This window comes from Myxacorys almedinensis A, from assembly GCF_010091945.1.
Lineage (GTDB): Bacteria > Cyanobacteriota > Cyanobacteriia > Leptolyngbyales > Leptolyngbyaceae > Myxacorys > Myxacorys almedinensis.
On record NZ_WVIE01000012.1, the window covers coordinates 111,932 to 132,113 of the forward strand.

Sequence of the window (20,182 nt, forward strand, 5' to 3'; positions counted from 1 at the left end):
CTTACCTTCCAGCGGCGATCGCCCGACTCTGCCTACCCCTCCTTGCCTTTTTCACCGTTAAGGGGTCATTCACGCGAATTTACGGATACTGTTCATGGCTCCACACGGTAACCTGAGAGCAAGGATCACGATGAAGGAAGCGTGGGTAAAAAGTTACCAACTTTAGATGCCAACTTTTCCCCAGTCACTAGCAGATACTCTGCCAAACTTACGTTCAGGTGAGGCGATTCGACTGAAGGCACTGCAAGTACAGGCTCATGACAGGATGCAAGCAAGAGTTTCACGATCGAAGCCAGAACCACAAGAAGTAATGGGATGGGTCATGGACTCCCTCAACTCTAGAGAAGATGTTCTTCTCATTCAATCTGATTGTGTATCTTCGCTATCTAGCCATCCCGTTGAATCTACGGTGTCGCACCCTCTGCCTAGCCAGCCTAGCCATATCCTCTTAGAAGTGGCGGCAGCACGGCAGTTGATTCAAGTTGCCAGCATTGCGTCGCCTGAGACCGCCCTGTCTGAAGTGGCAAAAATTTTAAGTCAAACGTTTGGTGCAGAAGGATGTGTGATTTCGGTGCAGGCAAGCGCCACGGTGGCAGAGCAGTTGGCATACTGGTTTGCTGATTCACAAAGCGAGGCATGGTTGACCGACGTTGCACCCCATCATGAGGCAATAGCAACGGTAGCACTCGACAAACCGGTTCTCTTGACTCCAGAACTTCAGCGGCGGGAAGGTCTTTCAGGCGCAGTGATGAGTGTCGCAGCCCAATGCCAAGGGCAAACCAATATCGTGATCAGCGTGCTGCGATCGCCGCTATCTGATATCGAAGCTGCTGTAGGCTACTACTGGACAGAAGCCGAAGCAAACACGTTGAGAAATATTGCAGATCACATTGCCGTTGCGGTTTCCCAGGTTTTACTGCAACAGCGAGTTTACCGGCAAACCCAATACCAAGCATTATTGCGGCAAGTGACCTCCTCGATTCAAAATTCTACCGAACTGCCACAGGTGTCACAGCTTGCCATTCGAGGAACAGCACAAGCACTTCAAACCGAACGCGCGTTTCTCTTGCGCTTGAAGTATTGGGACCCCAGGCAGAGCCTCCGTATCGCCGATCGCATCCCCCCTAAGGCACGGGTGATGATCGACTGCCAATGGCAGCACGCCTCTTTGGAAGGGTTGAAGGCTCCGGAGCCTTCTGAGCCTCTCTCAAGCCAATCGTTTTGGGCGTCAGAGTGCATGATCTGCCAAACCGCCCTCAATGGAACCGAAAAGTTTTTTGCCTTTTCCAACAAGTCTGCGTTTCCGTTGCCCACCGAGACAACGGGCATTGCCCCAATTTTTGATCCCGACATCATGGCGTCATTGATGTTGATTCCGCTTGAGAGCAAGAATCGGCTACTAGGGTTTATTGCTTTGCAGCAGCGCCAACCGCGAACCTGGTTGCAAGAAGAAATTGAACTCGTAGAGTTGGTTGCGGCTCAAGTCAGTTCAGCCATTTTACAAACGGAGACCCTACGCCAGGTTGAAATGCTCGTTGAAGAGCGAACAGCGCAGCTTCAGCAGAGTCTAGAACTACAAGCCAAGCTGTACGAGATTACGCGCAAGCAAATCGAGAAACTCCGAGAAATGAATCAGCGCATGGATGAGTTTCTGAGCACGCTGAGCCACGAGTTGCGAACCCCGCTAACCAGCATGATGCTTGCCATTCGGATGCTGCGTGAGGCAGATTTACCTCCCGATCGTCGTCAACAATATCTCAATATTCTGGAGCAACAGTGCGTTCAAGAGACGAGTCTGATCAATGATTTGTTGGCGCTGCAAGAATTAGAAACAAAACAAGTTGCTTTCCAGTTTCAGCAGGTTAATCTCAGCCCAGCCATTAATGATTTGGTGCAGTCGTTCCATCAGCGGTGGTCGCTCAAGGGTCTCCGCCTAGAGATAGATTTGCCGAAGCGATCGCTGACGTTTAACACCGACGTGGCGAGCTTTAATCGAATTCTGTTGGAACTGCTGACCAATGCTGGCAAATATGCCGATCCGAACAGCACTGTCTTCCTCCAGGTCTCACCGCAACCCGGACAACAGATTCAGGTGATGTTGTCGAACATTGGCTCTGGAATTTCTGAAGAAGAGCTACCTCACATTTTTGATAAGTTCCGCCGATGTCAAGGGATAACACAAAATGCGATCGCAGGCACTGGGTTAGGGCTTGCTCTGGTGAAGAGCTTGGTACAGCACCTGAATGGAACCATTGCAGCATCGAGTCTCCCCGTCAAAGGGTCTCAATCGTATGAAACCTGTTTTACGATTTTACTGCCGCAAAATCTCGAAATTGGTGAGTAAAAATAATTCGCGATTTGTATCTGATCGATATTATGGCAATGCGGTGAATGATCTAGATTAAAGCGATCTCATCGCTCATATTAGAGCGTGTTTGAGAATTAATGGGAAACTCTGCCTTGCACTCTATTGGCACTTTAACCTGTGAATTGAACTTGACGACAATTACCCACCTCGGCTGGGTATAATGCTTGAAGTTATGTTACAAACCACGGCTGCACCTAAATCTTTGCGTTGGCAACGGCATCGATCCTCCCCCTTGGCTCGGCAGGTGGACATTTCGAGGGCGGTAGGGCAGCTTGCCTATTATTTGTGGTGGGATTCGCTCCCTAAAGAAAGCGGCTACTCTTCGACCCAGCGTTCTTCAACCCACCGAAGCCAACGTGCCCAGTGGCTGGCTCGGACATTGCTCGATCTAGGTCCAACATTTATCAAGCTTGGACAGGCGCTTTCAACGCGCGCAGATTTGCTGCCGCTGGAGTATGTTAAGGCGCTAGGACAGCTTCAGGACGGAGTACCCGGATTTGACCCAAATTGCGCGATCGCGATTATTGAGTCTGAACTTGGGCATCCGCTTCACACGTTGTATCAAGCGTTTGAGCGCACCCCGATCGCAGCAGCAAGCTTGGGACAGGTGCATCGCGCCCGGCTTTACACTGGGGAAGAGGTGGTCGTAAAAGTTCAACGCCCTGGGTTAGAGGATCTCTTTGAGACCGATTTTCAGGTGCTAGGTCGCCTGGTCACATGGATCACGCGGTTTTTTCCAATTGCAAAACATTACGATCTCAAAGCGATTCATCAAGAGTTTTCAGAGATCCTGTCCCGTGAGATTGACTACGTTCAGGAAGCGATGAATGCCGATCGGTTTCGGCATAACTTTGCGGATCATCCTCGGATTGTGGTGCCGAAGATTTATCCTCGCTACACGACTCAGCGGGTGCTGACGATGGAATATGTGCCTGGGATCAAAGTGAACGATCGCCACCGCTTGAGCGCGATCGGGCTTGATCCAAAAGACGTTAATCATCTAGGAATTTGTGCCTATCTCAAGCAGTTGCTGCAAGATGGCTTTTTTCAGGCTGATCCCCATCCTGGAAACATGGCAGTGAGCTATGACGGCAAGCTGATTTTCTACGATTTTGGCATGATGGCAGAAGTGCAGCCGATCAACCGCAATCAGATGGTGCAGACCTTTTTTGCCGTGCTGAAGAAGGATACGGATCAGGTCATCCAAACAATGATGGATATGGGCTTGATTGAGCCAATGTCGGATATGACCCCGATCAAGCGGATTGTGAGCGTTTTGGTCGAGCGATTTGCGGATAAGCCGATCGAGGTGGAGGCATTCAAAAGCTTGCGGAACGAGTTGTATACCGTTTTTGAGCAGCAACCGTTTCGCCTGCCTGCCAAAATGACATTTATTGTCAAAGCGCTGACGACCCTAGATGGCGTGGCACGGGATCTCGATCCGCAGTACAACCTATTGGCTGCCGCAAAGCCCTTCGTCAAAAGTTTGGCGACTCTTCCTGCGTCTCAGGGGGGCGGAGTAGGAGAATTGGCGCGGCAAGCAAGAAGTTTTGTAACGTATCAACTCACAAAACCCAATGGGACGCAACAGGCAATTCGGCGGTTGGAAGAACGGTTGGCACAGGGAGAATTGCAGATGCAAGCCCAACTGATGGAGCGCGATCGCGCCATCAAACTTCTCAAGCTAACGATCAAAATCCTGATTTATGGCTCTGTGGCTGCCTTTGCGGCACTTGTTGGCGTCTTGCTTCTGGGAAATGCTGCCCACACGGGAGGCGCGATCGCAGCATTTGTGACGGCGGCAGGGTCGGCAGTTATGGTGCTCAAGGGTCTCATTCAATTTCTATTTCATCGGCGAATTTCCCGATTTGTCGATCAGTAATTTTCCACAAATTCACATTAGGGTGTAGAACAGATCAATAGCAATTTGCCGTTTCTAGATCTGAACCTATGCTGGTGGCTTCCAATCGAGGGTTTTTGCGGTTTTGGGTTTTTGCAGTTTTGACCTGTTTGATCGCGATCGCAGCGGCGGCGTGCAGTCCCCAAGACTTTAAAACGCAAGCCGCCCAGACAACACAAATCGTCGCACGGATGGGATCGGGACCAAAAACATTCAACTACGCGATGAATGATTCCTCCCCAAACATTTTTGGCTATACCTACACAGGGCTGATCGAGACGACAGGTGCGGGAGAGTTAGAACCTGGGTTAGCCGAGTCTTGGACAATTTCAGCCGATAAACTAAAATTTGTGTTTACGCTGCGCGACGCCCTGAAGTGGTCAGATGCAAAGCCGCTAACCGCAGACGACGTGATTTTTACATTTCAGGATGTTTACTTTAACCCTAAAATTCCAACAAATGTGCGGAGCATTTTTGCGATCGGCGAATCGAGAGCGCTGCCGTTGATCAAGAAAATTAGCGATCGCCAAGTTGAGTTTACGCTGCCAGAGGCATTTTCTCCTTTTCTACGAAGTATTGCTTCGTCTGCCATCTTGCCTGCTCATGCCTTGCGGAGCGCTGTTTCTGAGAACGATCCGAAGGGCAATCCAAAATTTATTTCAACCTGGGGGACAGGGACAAATCCGAATGAAATTGTGGTGAATGGTCCTTACCGGATTGCTGCTTATAACCCCAATCAGCGCATTATTTATGAGCGAAATCCTTACTATTGGCGCAAAGATCCGCAGGGTCGCCCCCTTCCCTATATCGAACGAGTGGTGTCACAAATTGTTGAATCGGCTGATACTGCACTGATTCAATTTCGCTCAGGTAGTTTAGATGTTTTAGACATTGGCCCAACTTCGTTTCAGTTACTTAAGGCAGGAGAAAAACGAGGAAATTTTACGATTTACAATGGTGGCCCTTCGGCAGGCACATCATTTATTGCCTTTAATCTTAATCAAGGAAAACGCAATGGTAAGCCATTAATTAGCCCAATTAAATCTAGTTGGTTTAACACCGTTGAGTTTAGGCAAGCTATTGCTTATGGCATTAATCGTTCTGCAATGATTAACAATATTTATCGAGGGCTTGCAGAACCTCTAGACTCACCTGTGGCAATTCAAAGTCCTTACTATTTACCTCCTGAAAAAGGGTTGAAAGCCTATGATTACAATCCCGAAAAGGCAAAAGAATTACTAAAATCAGCAGGGTTTAAATACAACGCTCAAGGACAAGTTTTAGATTCAAAAGGAAACCGAGTCCGGTTTACGATTAACGGAAATTCTGGAAGCCGAACAGTTGAGGCACTTCTTTCACAGATGAAAGGCGACTTAAGCAAAATCGGAATTCAAGTAGATGCTCAGATTATTGATTTCGGAACATTAGTAGAAAGAATCACCAACAGTTTAGATTTTGATTGCGTTTTTCTGGGCTTTGGTAATGATGTTGAGCCGAACAGTGTCGCTAATTTGTGGCAGCCTGATGGTGAATCTCATTTGTTCAATCAAAAGCCATTGACAGGAACCATTGAAGGGCGAGTTATTGCCGATTGGGAAGCCGAAATTGGTACTATTTTTACTCAGGCAGCCCAAGAATATGATGAGCCAAAACGAGCAGCGCTTTATGCCAGAATGCAACAAATTGCTCAAGAAAAACTTCCGTTGATTCACTTAGTCAATTCATTGTCATTTTCGGCAGCACGTAACACGGTTCAAGGAGTTGAATTGTCGCCCCTGAGCTATGAGCAAACTATGTGGAATGTTGCAAAAATGCAAGTAATTGAAGATAAGTAGGTTGCAGTCTTTGTTTGTAGATGTTGGCTTGTTTTAACCATTAGAAGATGGGGTGGAAGATGAAGGTTCAAACTGCTTGGCGATGGGTTGCGATCGCGCTGTTATTTGCGATCGCGCTTTCCCTTCCTTTCACCTTAACAAGCTGCAATCCTCAGCGTTATAAAACTCAAGCTGCACAAGTCTCTCAGTTAGTTTTATCAACACCAAGTGATCCACAAACCTTTAACTATGCCAACAATCAATCATTTCCAAATATCTTTCTTTTTACCTATACAGGGCTAACCAGAGAAAATGGATTGACAGGAGAATATGAGCCAGATCTAGCCGAATCATGGACAATTTCTAAAGATAAAAAGCAAGTTATTTTTACTTTACGACCCAATTTGAAATGGTCAGATGGAGTGCCTTTGACAGCAGATGATGTCATTTTCACATACCAAGATGTAGTCTTCAATCCAGATGTGCCGACGGATATGAAAGATGGAATTCAGATTGGGACAAATAAGGTTTTTCCAAAAGTTCGTAAGTTAAACGAACGACAAGTTGAGTTTAGTTTACCCGAACCGTTTGCGCCTCTGATTGCAGCAACAGCCGCACCAACAGGCATTCTGATTATGCCAAAACATGCCTTGGAAGAATCACTGCGATCGCGGGGGAAAGATGGAAATCTCAAGTTTATTTCGACGTGGGCCGCAAACACCGACCCAACTCAAATTGTGACGAATGGGCCCTATCAGATAGAAAGCTATATTCCAGGACAGCGTTTGATTTTTAAGCGTAATCCGTATTACTGGAAAAAAGATACACAGGGGAACCCATTTCCAAAATCAGAGCGAATTATTTGGCAAATTATTGAAAATCAAGATACTCAACTACTAAAGTTTCGCTCTAAAGAACTCGACGCAATTGGGGATGTTCGCCCCCTGCGCCCAGAGTACTTTTCACTATTGAAAAAAGAGGAAGGACGAGGAAATTTTACGGTTCATAATGGCGGTCCTTGGTCAGGCGTATTGTATATGGCATTTAACCTAAATCAAGCGACTAAAAATGGAAAACCAATTGTTGATCCGATTAAATCGCGCTGGTTTAACAACCTGGCTTTTCGCCAAGCAGTAGCTTATGGCATCGACCGTCAGCGAATTAACAACAACATTTTTCGGGGATTAGGCATCGTTCAGAATTCCTTTATTTCGGTTCAAAGTCCTTTTTTTAGATCCCCAAAAGAGGGGCTAAAAATTTATAACTACGATTTAGAGAAAGCCAAAAGCTTGCTGAAAAATGCAGGGTTCAAATATAACGAACGGGGTCAATTGTTCGATGCAGAAAACCATCGCGTTCGGTTTACGCTAACGACTAATTCAAACAATTTAGTCAGGGTTGGAATTGGCGCTCAGATTCGTCAAGATCTTGGCAAACTTGGAATGCAGGTCGATTACAGCACCGTTAATTTTAATACTTTGAGCGAAAAGCTGAGCACATCTCGTGATTGGGACGCCCATATTATTGGATTTACTGGAGGTCTAGAACCTCATGGTCTTGCAAATTATTGGATGTCGGGTGGAGCGTCTCACTACTTTAATTTAGGTCCACAAACGGGTCAGCCTGAGCTTAAAGGGTGGCAAGTTAATGAATGGGAAAAAGAAATTGATCAGCTTTTTATTGAAGGTGCAAGAGAACAAGATCCTCTAAAGCGCAAAAAAATTTATGGCGAGTTTCAAGAGCTTGTGCAACAGCAATTACCTGTGATGCTTTTGGTCAATGACTCGGCGACAATGGCAGTGCGCGATCGCGTCGAGGGTCTAAAATATTCTGGCTTGCCAAGTTGGGGGCTGTGGAATGTGGAAGAATTGGGTGTCACGACCCAAAAATAAGGATAAGCAGTCCACTTTTAGCGAAAGGCAAGAAGCTAAAAAGCGGGCGTGAAAAACTGTCGCAAGGTACATAAAGATAAAGCTGAAATGTGCGACGATTTGCGCAAATCTCGAATGACTCTGTATTTACCAGATAATAAAGTTATTTTCTTTACCATACCAATTTCTCAAAATCTCTACATATGCTGAGGTGCGATCGCGCAAACTAGTGTAACAATACTATTTCAAAGGTAAGTTAAGTGCTAGCTCAGAAAAAGTGAGCCAAAGGCAAAGTAATAGAGCATGATTTAAGGAAGTGACTTGAGTATCTTTCATCTACGGAGATGATCAAGTTTACGTATCAGATAGTTCTCGGATTAAAGTTAGATTCTTAGGAATTGAGACATGGATGGTGCACCTTTAGTAAGCATTTTAATTAATAACTATAACTATGCTGGATTCGTCTCCCAAGCGATTGAAAGCGCATTAAACCAGACTTACGATCGCGTAGAAGTTGTCGTGGTTGATGATGGGTCTAAAGACAATTCGCGGGAAGTAATTGCCAGCTACGGTGAAAAAATCGTTTCAATTTTCAAGCAAAATGGTGGTCAGGCTTCGGCATTTAACGCCGGATTTGCCGCAAGCCAAGGAGATATTCTTTGTTTTCTTGATGCTGATGATTTGTGCGATTTTAGTAAGGTAAGCCGAGTCGTTGAAGAGTTTCAAAAACACCCGGATGCAGGCTGGTTATTTCACCTGTTGCAAAAAGTTGACTCCCAGGGAAACGCATTAGCAGATGATAGTAACGAGACTAATTTTTCTCAATCGCTGTTCGATTTTAGAGAGAAAATTTCCAAAGGTCAACCGATTCGTACTGTATTTCCAGCAACCAGCGGCTTATGTTTCAAGCGTTACGTTTTACAGCAGACGTTTCCCATGCCAGAACAGTTGAAAATCTCAGCCGATAATTTTCTACGGCTTTCTGCAATTCACGTAGCGCCAGGTTTGTTGTTGAACGAGAAGCTTGCTATGCATAGAATTCATGGATCTAATGCATTCGAGTCTAGAAAAGATATTGCTTATCTTCATGCAGAAACAAACATTCAAACATCCTACTATTTGAAAAAGCGTTTTCCTGAAACAAAAGCGTTTACCAATCAGCTTTTTGCTCACTCATTTGGTCGCGTTGCTGGGCGTTCAGGCTTTAATAAGGCTTCTCAAATTTTCGAGTCTAAAAAGTATCTAGAAGACAATTTTTCTATCGATTCGTGGTTTACTTGTAGCCCTCGAATCCTCTACAATTATGCTAAGTCGATGGGGAGTCGTAGCCCCAAGTGAGTTTGCAAAGCTGCTTGAAAAGCCTAACCGTTAGCTATTCTTTATTGAATTTATTGTTCTGTTTCGCTTTATTTGATCGTACGATCGCATAGAGTGGTTAGTCACTTCTGTACTCACTAATGACTAGTCGTTAATTGTTGCTGCGATCGCACTCTATTTTCAATGACTCAACCTGACATTCTCAAATCTCTTTTACAATCGGTCTCTCAAGGTCACATTAGCCCTGAAGATGCCCTTGACAAGCTGAAATACTTGGCATACGAACCCGTTGGTGGGTTTGCCAATATCGATCACCATCGCGCCCTACGGACGGGCTTTCCAGAGGTGATTTGGGGTCCTGGAAAAACGCCAGAACAAATTGCCCAAATTATGCAGGCAATGCGCGATCGCAACGCAAGCTTTCCCGGAAATTGGGGAGCGGTGGTGATGGCAACTCGCATCGAAGCAGAGGTCTACGATCGCATTCGGGAAATCATACCCCAGGCGATTTATTACTCAACCGCAAAGATTTGCGCCCTAGAAAATGATGGCTTTATGAAGCCTCGCCCCGGTACGATTGGACTACTTTCTGCTGGCACAGCCGATCTTCCCGTTGCCGAAGAAGCGGCAATCACCGCAGAGTTGTGCGGCTTTCGGGTGCAGCGGCTTTGGGATGTTGGCGTCGCAGGCATTCATCGGTTACTCAGCAATGTGCAAGTTTTGACCCAAGCTGATGTGTTAATCGTTGTAGCAGGCATGGAAGGAGCGTTGCCGAGCGTTGTGGCGGGTTTAGCAGATTGCCCGGTGATTGCTGTACCTACCAGTGTTGGGTATGGAGCCAGTTTTAACGGCATGTCAGCCCTGCTCACGATGCTAAATTCTTGTGCGATTGGGATTGGAGTAGTCAACATTGACAACGGATTTGGGGCGGCAATGCTGGCAGGGCAAATTCTTAGAACGGCAGCAAAAATTGACAAAGAATAAGACCCGTGAGTTCAGGGGTTGGGTTGGTCATATTGCCCTCTGTTTGGCGGCTCAAACGTTTGGCATAAGTCATCGATCGCACCGAATAGGGTTCTTCTAAGCTAAATCCAGGGCGGAGGGTGCTGAAAGATGTACCGTTTCAGCAATCCTAACTCTCGCTTTGCCAAAACTCACGTTATTTAGCTAGTAGAAGTCACAAATCGCTTCCGCAGGGAATCTGCTCGCCGCTTCGCCGTTTGGTTGCTAGGTTCAAACTTGAGCGCTTCTTCGTAGGATTCTAGGGCAGGACCAGCTAGTTGCTTACGCTCGTAGGCGTGACCTAAGTTATTCCATGCCGTCACATAGTCAGGCGCAAGTTTGACAGATTCTTTGTAATTTTTAAGCGCCAAATCATATTGCTCTTGGGCAAAGTAAGAAAACCCAAGCGCGTTATACACGGCGGCGAGGTCTTGTCCTTCTAACGTTTCAGCTTTGAGTGCTTTTTGAAATTGCGCGATCGCTTGGACAAATAATCGCTTATCGAGCAAAATGCTGCCCAGTTCATAATATTCTTCTGCTGTGCCTTTTTCTTTGCTCAGTTTTTTCTGTAAGCGAGACAGCGCATTCTCGACCCGACGGGTTTTAAGCACTTGTTGCACAATGAAGAAGACAGCAATCCCCAAGAGCAAGAGCAACAGCGAAATATAAACGAGTGGAAATGAGGTGTTACTATCCATAGCTTTAATCGAGCGTGAACTAAAGTGAAGCAAGACCCAGAAGGTTGACTCCCTATTTCAGGGTAGCCCAAGGCAGACCCCAATAGATCGCCCGTTTCTGAAGCCAACCCTCCGACTGCCACTGTGCGATCGCGCGGTTTACTCGTTGCTGCAACTCGGTGTATTGCACTCCTTTAGGCAACACCACACAGAGCGGCTCGATCGATAGGCGCACTGGCAAAACCCGGTATCCTGACGCGGTTTGCGCCCAGCCCGTTAGCATAGAAACATCTGCGGCAAATGCATCGACTGTGCCTGCGTCTAACAAGTCTCGTGCCGCTTGATAAGAGTCTACGCCTACGAGGTTGAGGTGAGGCAATTTGTAGCGCAGCGTCGCGATCGTACTTGAGCCATTCAAAACGGCGATCCGGAGGTTGGCAGAACCAAGCGTTTGTTTGCTCAGATCGGCTTCGGTCTGAAGGGTGAGGCTGCGAGTGATCAGCCCCGTGCCATCGAAATAGTAGGGCAAACTGAAATGCACAATTCGGGCACGAGATACGGTGTTGGTGACGCGGGCGATCGCAAGATCAACGCTGCCATTTATGACCGACGGGATGCGATCGCGGTTGTTGACAGGCTTCAGTTCAACGGCATCTGAGCGCCCAAATAAATCTTCAGCCAGCCGCCGCGCAAGGTCAATTTCAAAGCCTTGCAGCCTGCCTGCTTCAGAAAATCCGAGGGGGGGAAGATTATCTTTAACCGCGACAACGAGACGACCGCGATTAACAATGGTTTGCAGATCTGCCGCCAACAAAGAAGGGGGAACAACGAACTGTACCCCCAACATGCCAAGTCCAACCATTCTAGCGATCGTGGTACGCATGAGATCCAGCGTTGCGGCTAACCGTTGGCAACCCGTTCTAGCACTTTTGTAAACCCAGCCGGGTCGAGGACTGCAAGCTGAGCCAACATTTTGCGATTGATCTGAATATCGGCTTTCTTGAGCTTACCGATAAATTGGCTGTAGCTCATGCCATGCTGCCGAGCCGCCGCGTTGATGCGCGTGATCCACAACCGACGGAAATCACGTTTTTTCTTGCGGCGATCGCGATACGCATTTCGCAATGCCTTCATGACTTGCTGATTTGCTGTCCGAAACAGGCTAGAGTGAGACCCTCGAAACCCTTTCGCCAATTTCAAAATTTTCTTGCGGCGCTTACGAGCAACGTTACCGCGCTTAACCCGTGCCATGATGAGACGTCCTTACTAATATTGAAAACCTGCTGAAAATTTGCTAATGCGCTTTGATAGAGCGCCATTTCAAATTCTGAAACAATCCCGCCATGATCCTCTGTTGAGTATGTTATGCGTAGGGCATCATCAACCGTACATTTTCTGCATCGCGGTCATCCACAACAACAGTTCCAGCAAGGCGGCGTCTACGACTTGCGCCTTTGTGCTCTAAAAGGTGTGCTCTGTGGGTCTGGCGGCGCAAAAACTTGCCACTTCCAGTTTTTCTAAATCGCTTGCTAGCAGACTTGCGGGTTTTAAGCTTAGGCATGGGATTGTTTTAGAATTCGACACAAGGTTCTATCCTACTACGGGATCAGCTAGATACGCAAGAAAAACCTTTGACCCGGTGAAGTAAATTGAAACTAGCGATGCGTTAAGCAATATCGAAATTAAGTGACTGCTCGACACAGGTTAGACCGCGCCGGTATCTCACCAACAGGTAGCCGGATGCATGCAATGGACACAACAGGACTCGAACCTGTGACCCCTACCATGTCAAGGTAGTGCTCTAACCAACTGAGCTATGCGTCCAAACCGTATATAACCCTACCATAGACTAATCTTCCGGTGCAAGTGATTTGAACGCATTTTCAGCGCGATCGCATAAAAACCACCAATTTTTTGCAACGTAGAATGAACCAGGCAAGCTTCTGATATTCTCGGCATTTGCCCTGCTGTCGGCAACGGATAGAACAGATCAGTTACCTATTTTCAAGCTCAGAAAACCCTTATCCGCTACATCCGTTACCCCATCTGCTGCCACCCTATCCCCTAGAAGGTAAATTCTGACGCCACAATCATCGAGCCAATGCCGCCATCGGTAAAGACCTCTAGCAGCAACGAATGCGGCTGTCGTCCATCAATGATGTGTGCTGCCTTAACTCCCTGAGCCAGCGATCGCACGCAACAATTCACCTTGGGAATCATTCCCCCCGACACCACACCTTGATCCATCAACTGTCGGGCTTCCTGAATATCCATGCGAGGAATGAGCGTTGAGGGATCTTTGTAATCCTCTAAAATGCCTGCCGTGTCGGTCAGCAAGATCAGCTTCTCCGCATTGAGGGCAGCCGCAATTTCCCCTGCCACCGTGTCGGCATTAATATTGTATGCCTGCCCCGTTTCGTCTGCCGCCACGCTCGACACAACCGGAATGTAGCCTGCCTGAACCAGAGACTCAAGAATTTGAGGATTTACTCGGGTGACTTCACCGACAAACCCAACCCCTTCTTCATCGGCAGGGCGTGCGCCAATCAGTCCGCCATCTTTTCCACACAGCCCGATCGCGGCTCCCCCCGCCTGGTTAATCAGCGACACAATTTCCTTATTGACCCGACCGACCAGCACCATTTCCACCACATCCATAGTGGCGGCATCGGTAACGCGCAACCCGTTCTTAAACTGAGGCTCGATACCGAGTTTGTCAAGCCAAGAGTTAATTTCAGGACCGCCACCGTGCACCAAGATCGGGCGCAACCCGACACACGCCATAAACACCACATCGCGGATGACTTTTGCTTTAAGGCTGCTGTCTTTCATCGCTGCGCCACCATATTTCACAACGATCGTGCGTCCCGCGAATTTCTGAATGTAGGGGAGAGCCTCGCTAAGGATGCGGACTCGCGTTTCAGCCGATTCAGGAGCTTCGTTTTGTTTAAGCATAAAAATAGCGCTAAGCCACGATAAAGAATGAGTTAACTAGAATTAACATCTTCATCGCCCCCTATGCTTGTTTTGATCACCGATTGTTAAAGTTCGCTCATAATTTAGAGTTCTTTCATGATAATGGGTAACAAATTAGCTGGAACCCTCGAAAGTGCTAAGGTTTGCCCTTGAATGCCGTAGCGATCGCTAAAGGCTTTCACCGTCTGAATCGTCGCAATCAGGGCAGTTTGGTAGAAATCTGGATTATGCTGCCAGCCGTGGAGGGCTTGAACGTGATGGTAGAGAGCAGTTTCAAGGCAAGCTGAGCGCTCGGCAGGCTCTAGTGCTACCCGCTCGTTGGTTGCTGTTTGATAGCAGGCTGAGCCTAAGTTGTGGTGGGTTGCGGCGACATCAAAGCTGAAGGTTGGCGCAGAGGAGGGATGGGCATCGGAAAGGTGCTGAACCGCCGTCAACGATTCTTTATAGGCGGCGATCGCGCACTGCACATAATTTTGGCGATCGTCGTCGTGGGTGGAGGGCTGGTTTGCCAAGTGCCAGTACGCCGTTCCTAAATTGTTTTGGGTGGCAGCGAAGGCGGTGGGAGCAACCTCGAAGGTGCGGTAGACCAGCGCCACTCGGTATGCCCCGATCGCCAGCAGCAGAAAATCTTCTGGCACGGTTCCGAGGGTCTCCATCGCGTCATTGCACTGCGAGAGCGCCCAATACGCCGTTCCTAAGTTATTTTGCAGCATGGCATAGTGGAGCGGTTCGCGTTCGGGATCGTAGTGGCGCAAGGCTTCGTTATAGGCGGCGATCGCGTGCTGCAAATTGAGGGCGGGCTGTTGATGCTGGGCAAGATTCCAGAAGGTTGTTCCTAAATTATTTTGGGTAGCGGCGTAGCGAGACAGATCACCCTGAGCCAAACGATAGTGTAAACACGATTGGTACGCCGCGATCGCTTGGTTTAAGTTCTCAACCGGAGCCTGCTGGTAGGATAAATCACTGTACACCGATCCCAAATTGTTCAGCAACATGGCATAGGTTTCAGGGTGCGCCTCGGCATCCATACGTTCTAGGGCAAACTGATAGGCTTTCAGCGCTTTTTCTAAATTAACGCTCGGTTCGTTTGAGGTGCGCGCCATCATCCAGTACAGGTTGCCAATGTCATTGAGCACATCGGGCACTTGAGGCGATTTTGAGGTAATAAAGCGCAGCGATTGTTCATAGGCGCGAATCGCCACCGTAGAATCCGCTTGAGACGTGGGCAGTTGCTGAGCGCGATCGCGATACCAATCTCCCAATTCTCGATACGCCGTCCCTATCGTATCTGGTGCTGCTTGGTCGCGATGCAGTTTCTCAATCTGGTGCAGCAACCGAACCGGATGCAAACTTGGATCATCAAGAACATCGACAATGGGCTGCCCATGGGTAGAAGATAACTCAGGGCGAAGATCAACCTCGTGTTTGAGCGCGGTCAAAACGAGTTCTCTAAAATCAGCATCAATCCGGGATTCGCGAGCTAACGAATGCCGTCGCTGTGGCACAGTCTCTTGAACAGATGATGGTTCGGGTTGATTTACCGGTGCTGGATCGCCTTCAAACTCAAACAGTGCGGTGTGCCATTGCCAAAAATTGGGAGCAGATTGCTGGATCGAGCGACACCACGGACGAGTGACCCACAGCACGACATTGAAATTTAAGCGGTCTAGATTCTCGGCGATCGCTTGGAGCGAGTTGAGAAAGACCCGCTGAAGATGGGCCGGCTGACGAGTCAGGGTTTCGACCCCTGTGATCTGAAAGCTGGAGATCCAGTTACCGTCTGGAACGCTATTTTGCGCTTGCCAAAGCTCTATTTGCCCTAAGATGTCTGGATTCTCTAAGTCAAGGGGAAGGGTGACCAATCTAGGCACAGAGATAACCTGCCCTGCGACACCTCCTGCGCTCGTCTGCCCGTTAGCAGCGATCGTAGGGGTCGAGGGGTTGGGGGTTGTCCCGCGCGATCGCACGGACATCTCATCCGCGATCGCAAAGTTGAAACCAGGACTGCTTAAATCAGCGTGTAAATGTGTCGTAAACTGATGGCGCAACCCTACGTCATCACACACCGCGATAAAAATCTGACGCCGGAGGTTGAGACTTAGTGCCAACCTCAATCGCAGATAGATGTGATGATTGAAGCTTGGAGTACGCTGGGAAGCAAGCTCAGTCACAGGTGTGCGAAAAACAGAGTGATCAGCAGAAGACATCAGCATAGAAACGGGTGCTGGTCAAGCGACCTGTATAAAATGGGAGCGTTACTGATCTCTACGCGCCCTTTGGCTCAAGTCAGGATAGAACAGACAAAACGCGATGCCCCAAAGCATAACCTGCGATCGGAGCGTTTCCCGGTCTACCCTAAGACATAAAGTTTACACATGCAGACCCCAAATATAACGGGTTAATCAAAAACCAGGCTGCTGATCCGGATCAGCAGCCTGATGAACGTCAGCGATGCGGGTGCATCATTGTTCTGATAATGGTTCTGGCAATGTAAAGAGCAATCAACCTGCTGACCTACGATACAGCGAAGGCAACTGCCATTAAGCCACCTACAATAACTGCACCAACCACACCCAAAATTGCATAATTTCGCTTCTGCGCTGTGTCGGGAGGCTCTGCTTGATACATTTTCGGCTCGATCGCATAATTATTTAAACGACCGCCCTCTTCTTCTGTATATCGCATAGCAATTTCCTCAATGTTTTAACGATTGTAACAAATCTTGGGAAGTTGCTCTCTAACGCAGGAGAGAAAACTTAATCTTTGAAGAGAAGATATCGTTAGCTAGTGATGGTTCCGGTGAGAGGAGAACTAGCGCTGGCATAGGCTTTGACAGGAATACGACCCGATTGGTAAGCCAGGCGTCCGGCTTGGTGGGCTAGGTGCATAGCGCGTGCCATTGCAGGAGCATTCGCAGCTTGTGCGATCGCAGTGTTGATCAACAGCGCATCGGCTCCCATCTCCATCGCTTGTGCAGCTTCACTGGGCGTCCCAATGCCCGCATCAACAACAACCGGAATAGTCGCATTCTCAATGATGATTTGGATATTAGCCGCATTTTTGATGCCCTGACCAGAGCCAATCGGAGAGCCAAGGGGCATCACTGTGGCACATCCTGCCTCTTCCAAACGCTTTGCCAAGATCGGATCGGCATTAATATAGGGCAGCACAGCAAAGCCTTCTTTAACCAATTGCTCTGCCGCTTCTAGAGTGCCGATCGGGTCGGGAAGCAAATACTTCGCATCGGGAATCACTTCTAGCTTGACGAAATTGTTGTCTTCTTGACCCAAAAGTTTCGCCATCTCCCGACCCAAGCGCGCCACCCGAATCGCCTCGTCTGCGGTCTGGCACCCTGCGGTGTTGGGCAGCATCCAAATCTTGCTCCAGTCAAGGGCGTCTGCGAGTCCTTCGTGACCGGGGGCTTGGGTTTGAACGCGCCGAACCGCAACGGTCACAATCTCACACTCACTCGCTGCGATGCTTTGCCGCATTTCTTCAAACGTTCGATATTTACCGGTTCCGGTCATCAGTCGAGATGTAAATCTACGTCCCGCAATGACGAGTGAATCATCTAAAGCGGTTTCTAAAAGCATATTTAATGTTTGCATTTCAATACGACCTCATGTCTTTCTAACATTACGTCTTGCGCAGATTGCGTGTTGAGAATCCCATTATGACGAAGATTGATGCGCTTCAACCTTGAGAAAGCATGAATCTCAGCCAATAGACATAAAAATTGCAATCTGCTCGAGCATTTACAAAATTTCTACCCAAAAGATGAATCAATATCTATCTAAGATAAGAGCATAGCCTAGTGATATGTAAGGGAAGCAGCAATTAGAATAACTAGAATTACATTCATTAACAAATTGGGAATTTTTATGGTGAATAGGAAATCGAACGCTGCCGTTAAAGTCCAAACAACGATGCTTGATCAAGCTGCATCATTATTAGGAGATCTGCCCGAAAAGCCGGACTCAACCATTTCGTTGAGACAAGCGATCGAGATGCTGCAAAGCGATCTGCGCGACTCACTTGACAAGGGATATGACTATGATGAACTCGCTCAAATTTTGGCTGAACAAGACATCGACATCAGCCCTTCTACACTCAAGCGCTATCTAGCTATGAGCCAAAAAGATCCTTCGCAACCGCGCCGCAGACGGCGCTCTCGTAAAGCCCATGCAGAGGATAGTGATGGTTCTGACGCAAGGGCTAATGCCCAAGAGTCGGAGCGAGAGCTTGAAAGAGCGAGAGCTTGAAGCGACTTTCTGGAGCTTAGCAACGCAAGCTCACGCGATATCTAAACACAGGATCTTACAGCCCTTAGCTAAGGTGTGGGGTGGTCGTTTTGTTCAATTTTTAGGACAAGCTGACCACCCCACAATTTATTTATGTTTGTATTTTTGTGCATATTTGTAGAGGCGATTAATTTGTGAATGCCTGAAGATTGGATGCGATCGCGCTCTAAGCTGCGACGACACGAGCAACGGCATTGCAACAAAATCAATGCCTAGAATACAATGCCTACAACACATAGACGCCACATTCTTCATCTAAAGCGCTTTAGAGCGCCATTCGCTTTTCTATATCACCCTTTCTTCATCAAAACTTTAGCAAGCACGATGGTGGGATGGGCACTATTCACCGGGTCGCCACGTCAACGAATTTGCCCCACTAAACTACTGCTACATTGCAAGCAGTGACCTCGCCCTAGCGATCAACACATGAAATTAACCTCGCCCTCTTGCCCTGTAACAGATGTTAAATGCTTGTAGAATAAGGGCTAATCAATTTCGACGTAGGGGCATGGCACAACAGCAATTCTAAAGGAAGCACATATTGAATTTCATCCATTCACCATTCATGTCTATGAAATTCCGGTCTATTTTCCAACATTGGCGTCAAAAAATTCAAAATCTTTTTTCACTTCTGTTTGTGATCACTCTCACTGCCGTGCTCCTCTTGAGCAATCTCACTCCCGGAGTAGCCCAGTCTCGTCAAGAAATTCGCGGCGTTTGGATGACCACCAACGATCTAGATGTCCTCAAAGATCGCGCCAAGGTAGATGATGCCGTGACTCAGCTTGGACGGCTGAATTTCAATTCGATTTATCCCGTAGTCTGGAACTCTGGGTATGTGATGTATCCTAGTGCCGTAGCACAACGGCAAGGCATTCAGCCCTTCGTTTACAAAGGAGCAGACGGGCACGACATTTTGGCAGACCTGATCAGCAAGGCGCACCAACGCGGCTTATTTGTGATGCCCTGGTTTGAATTTGGGCTGATGGCTCCCGAAACCTCCGAATTGGCGTTAAATCATCCAGAATGGATCACCCAACGACGGGATGGAAGCCAGACATCGATCAGTGGTGCGGGGGAAGTGGTGTGGCTCAACCCCTTCCGCCCAGACGTTCAAAAATTCATGACTGACCTTGTGTTAGAGGTTGTGGCTCAATACGATGTAGACGGCATTCAATTTGATGACAACATGAGTTTGCCGAGAGAATTTGGCTACGATCGCTACACCACCGCTCTGTATACCAAAGAAACCAAGAAGGCGGTGCCGGGTCCAACCGATCCAGAGTGGATCCGGTGGCGGGCTAACAAGCTGACCGCTTTCATGGCGCAACTCAAAAAAGCCGTGAGAGACCAAAAATCTTATGCAATTTTCTCAATTTCGCCAAATTACTATGACCTTGCCTACAAATATCATCTGCAAGATTGGCTAGCGTGGGTGCGGCAGGGTATTGCAGACGAGTTGATTGTGCAGGTTTATCGCCCAAATCTACAGAGTTTTATAAGTCAGCTTTCCCGCCCAGAAATCAAAGAAACCCAACAGAAAATTCCTACAGGGATTGGGATCTTGACGGGGCTAAGAACAAACCCAGTTGGAATTGCACAGATTCAGGAGCAAGTGCGAGCCGCGCAAGACCGAGGCTTAGGGGTTTCATTCTTCTATTATGAGAGCCTTTGGAAGGCTGCCCCTGAAGCCATGGACTATCGGCAAGCAGGCTTTCAAGCGCTTTTTCCGTCGCCTGCCCTGCGATCGATTACGACTGTGCAGCCGTTTGAGTTGCCAAAGCCTGAGTCAATTCCCACCTTGGAGAATAGCCAATTTTCGCTGCCTGGGTCGTTGTAGGGGCGTTGCTGAGGATAGTAAAGTTAAGCCATGTCAAGGCAATGCACTTTTACAACATCACACTGCATAAAATCCTTCTGTGGGTAGAAGTTATCGCTAGTACTTGATCTACAAAA

Annotated in this window: 16 protein-coding genes and 1 tRNA gene; 8 read left to right on the forward strand and 9 right to left on the reverse strand. The window is 47.9% G+C overall.

Features of this window, described 5'->3' with window-relative positions; all coding sequences use genetic code 11:
• Window positions 1–322 precede the first annotated feature (322 nt).
• The 6 genes from GS601_RS12220 to larB all read left to right on the forward strand — a co-directional run bounded on the left by GS601_RS12220 (window position 323) and on the right by larB (window position 10,254).
• The gene (locus tag GS601_RS12220) at window positions 323–2,344 is read left to right on the forward strand and encodes a sensor histidine kinase (protein ID WP_238393237.1); all 2,022 of its coding nucleotides are present in this window, start codon (window positions 323–325) and stop codon (window positions 2,342–2,344) included.
• Between the two features lie 196 nt (window positions 2,345–2,540).
• On the forward strand, window positions 2,541–4,250 hold the full coding sequence (locus GS601_RS12225; RefSeq protein ID WP_162423587.1) for an ABC1 kinase family protein: 1,710 nt from the start codon (window positions 2,541–2,543) through the stop codon (window positions 4,248–4,250).
• 68 nt (window positions 4,251–4,318) lie between these two features.
• Window positions 4,319–6,103: an ABC transporter substrate-binding protein gene (locus tag GS601_RS12230; RefSeq protein WP_162423555.1), complete on the forward strand. Its 1,785-nt coding sequence runs from the start codon at window positions 4,319–4,321 to the stop codon at window positions 6,101–6,103.
• Between the two features lie 59 nt (window positions 6,104–6,162).
• Window positions 6,163–7,974, forward strand: coding sequence for an ABC transporter substrate-binding protein (locus tag GS601_RS12235; protein ID WP_162423556.1), 1,812 nt, complete (start codon window positions 6,163–6,165; stop codon window positions 7,972–7,974).
• A gap of 384 nt (window positions 7,975–8,358) precedes the next feature.
• Window positions 8,359–9,291, forward strand: a complete 933-nt coding sequence (locus tag GS601_RS12240; protein WP_162423557.1) for a glycosyltransferase family 2 protein — start codon at window positions 8,359–8,361, stop codon at window positions 9,289–9,291.
• Window positions 9,292–9,453: 162 nt separating this feature from the next.
• A complete protein-coding gene (gene larB, locus GS601_RS12245) occupies window positions 9,454–10,254 on the forward strand; it encodes a nickel pincer cofactor biosynthesis protein LarB (RefSeq protein WP_162423558.1) in 801 nt (266 codons plus the stop codon).
• A 179-nt stretch (window positions 10,255–10,433) separates the two neighbouring features.
• On the opposite strand, the gene GS601_RS12250 is transcribed toward larB, so the two are convergent.
• The 9 genes from GS601_RS12250 to GS601_RS12290 all read right to left on the reverse strand — a co-directional run bounded on the left by GS601_RS12250 (window position 10,434) and on the right by GS601_RS12290 (window position 17,533).
• The gene (locus tag GS601_RS12250; protein WP_162423559.1) at window positions 10,434–10,970 is read right to left on the reverse strand and encodes a tetratricopeptide repeat protein; all 537 of its coding nucleotides are present in this window, start codon (window positions 10,968–10,970) and stop codon (window positions 10,434–10,436) included.
• A 52-nt stretch (window positions 10,971–11,022) separates the two neighbouring features.
• Complete coding sequence (locus GS601_RS12255) at window positions 11,023–11,832, reverse strand: transporter substrate-binding domain-containing protein (protein WP_162423560.1); 810 nt, start codon at window positions 11,830–11,832, stop codon at window positions 11,023–11,025.
• A gap of 17 nt (window positions 11,833–11,849) precedes the next feature.
• The gene (gene rplT, locus GS601_RS12260) at window positions 11,850–12,200 is read right to left on the reverse strand and encodes a 50S ribosomal protein L20 (RefSeq protein ID WP_162423561.1); all 351 of its coding nucleotides are present in this window, start codon (window positions 12,198–12,200) and stop codon (window positions 11,850–11,852) included.
• 112 nt (window positions 12,201–12,312) lie between these two features.
• Window positions 12,313–12,510 carry a 50S ribosomal protein L35 gene (gene rpmI, locus GS601_RS12265; protein WP_162423562.1) on the reverse strand — a complete coding sequence of 66 codons (198 nt, stop codon included), beginning with the start codon at window positions 12,508–12,510 and terminating at the stop codon, window positions 12,313–12,315.
• Between the two features lie 189 nt (window positions 12,511–12,699).
• Window positions 12,700–12,773: transfer RNA gene (locus GS601_RS12270), tRNA-Val, on the reverse strand.
• A 240-nt stretch (window positions 12,774–13,013) separates the two neighbouring features.
• Window positions 13,014–13,904: an acetylglutamate kinase gene (gene argB / locus GS601_RS12275; protein WP_162423563.1), complete on the reverse strand. Its 891-nt coding sequence runs from the start codon at window positions 13,902–13,904 to the stop codon at window positions 13,014–13,016.
• Window positions 13,905–14,008: 104 nt separating this feature from the next.
• Window positions 14,009–16,138, reverse strand: coding sequence for a tetratricopeptide repeat protein (locus GS601_RS12280; RefSeq protein ID WP_162423564.1), 2,130 nt, complete (start codon window positions 16,136–16,138; stop codon window positions 14,009–14,011).
• Between the two features lie 301 nt (window positions 16,139–16,439).
• Window positions 16,440–16,610 (reverse strand): photosystem II assembly protein Psb34, encoded by a 171-nt coding sequence (psb34, locus tag GS601_RS12285; protein WP_162423565.1) that lies wholly within the window; start codon window positions 16,608–16,610, stop codon window positions 16,440–16,442.
• Between the two features lie 95 nt (window positions 16,611–16,705).
• Window positions 16,706–17,533 carry a thiazole synthase gene (locus GS601_RS12290; RefSeq protein ID WP_162423566.1) on the reverse strand — a complete coding sequence of 276 codons (828 nt, stop codon included), beginning with the start codon at window positions 17,531–17,533 and terminating at the stop codon, window positions 16,706–16,708.
• A gap of 273 nt (window positions 17,534–17,806) precedes the next feature.
• On the opposite strand from GS601_RS12290, the gene GS601_RS12295 reads away from it, so the two are divergent.
• Both GS601_RS12295 and GS601_RS12300 read left to right on the forward strand, forming a co-directional pair.
• On the forward strand, window positions 17,807–18,187 hold the full coding sequence (locus GS601_RS12295) for a hypothetical protein (RefSeq protein WP_238393238.1): 381 nt from the start codon (window positions 17,807–17,809) through the stop codon (window positions 18,185–18,187).
• Between the two features lie 676 nt (window positions 18,188–18,863).
• Window positions 18,864–20,066: a glycoside hydrolase family 10-like protein gene (locus tag GS601_RS12300; RefSeq protein ID WP_338017026.1), complete on the forward strand. Its 1,203-nt coding sequence runs from the start codon at window positions 18,864–18,866 to the stop codon at window positions 20,064–20,066.
• Window positions 20,067–20,182 lie beyond the last annotated feature (116 nt).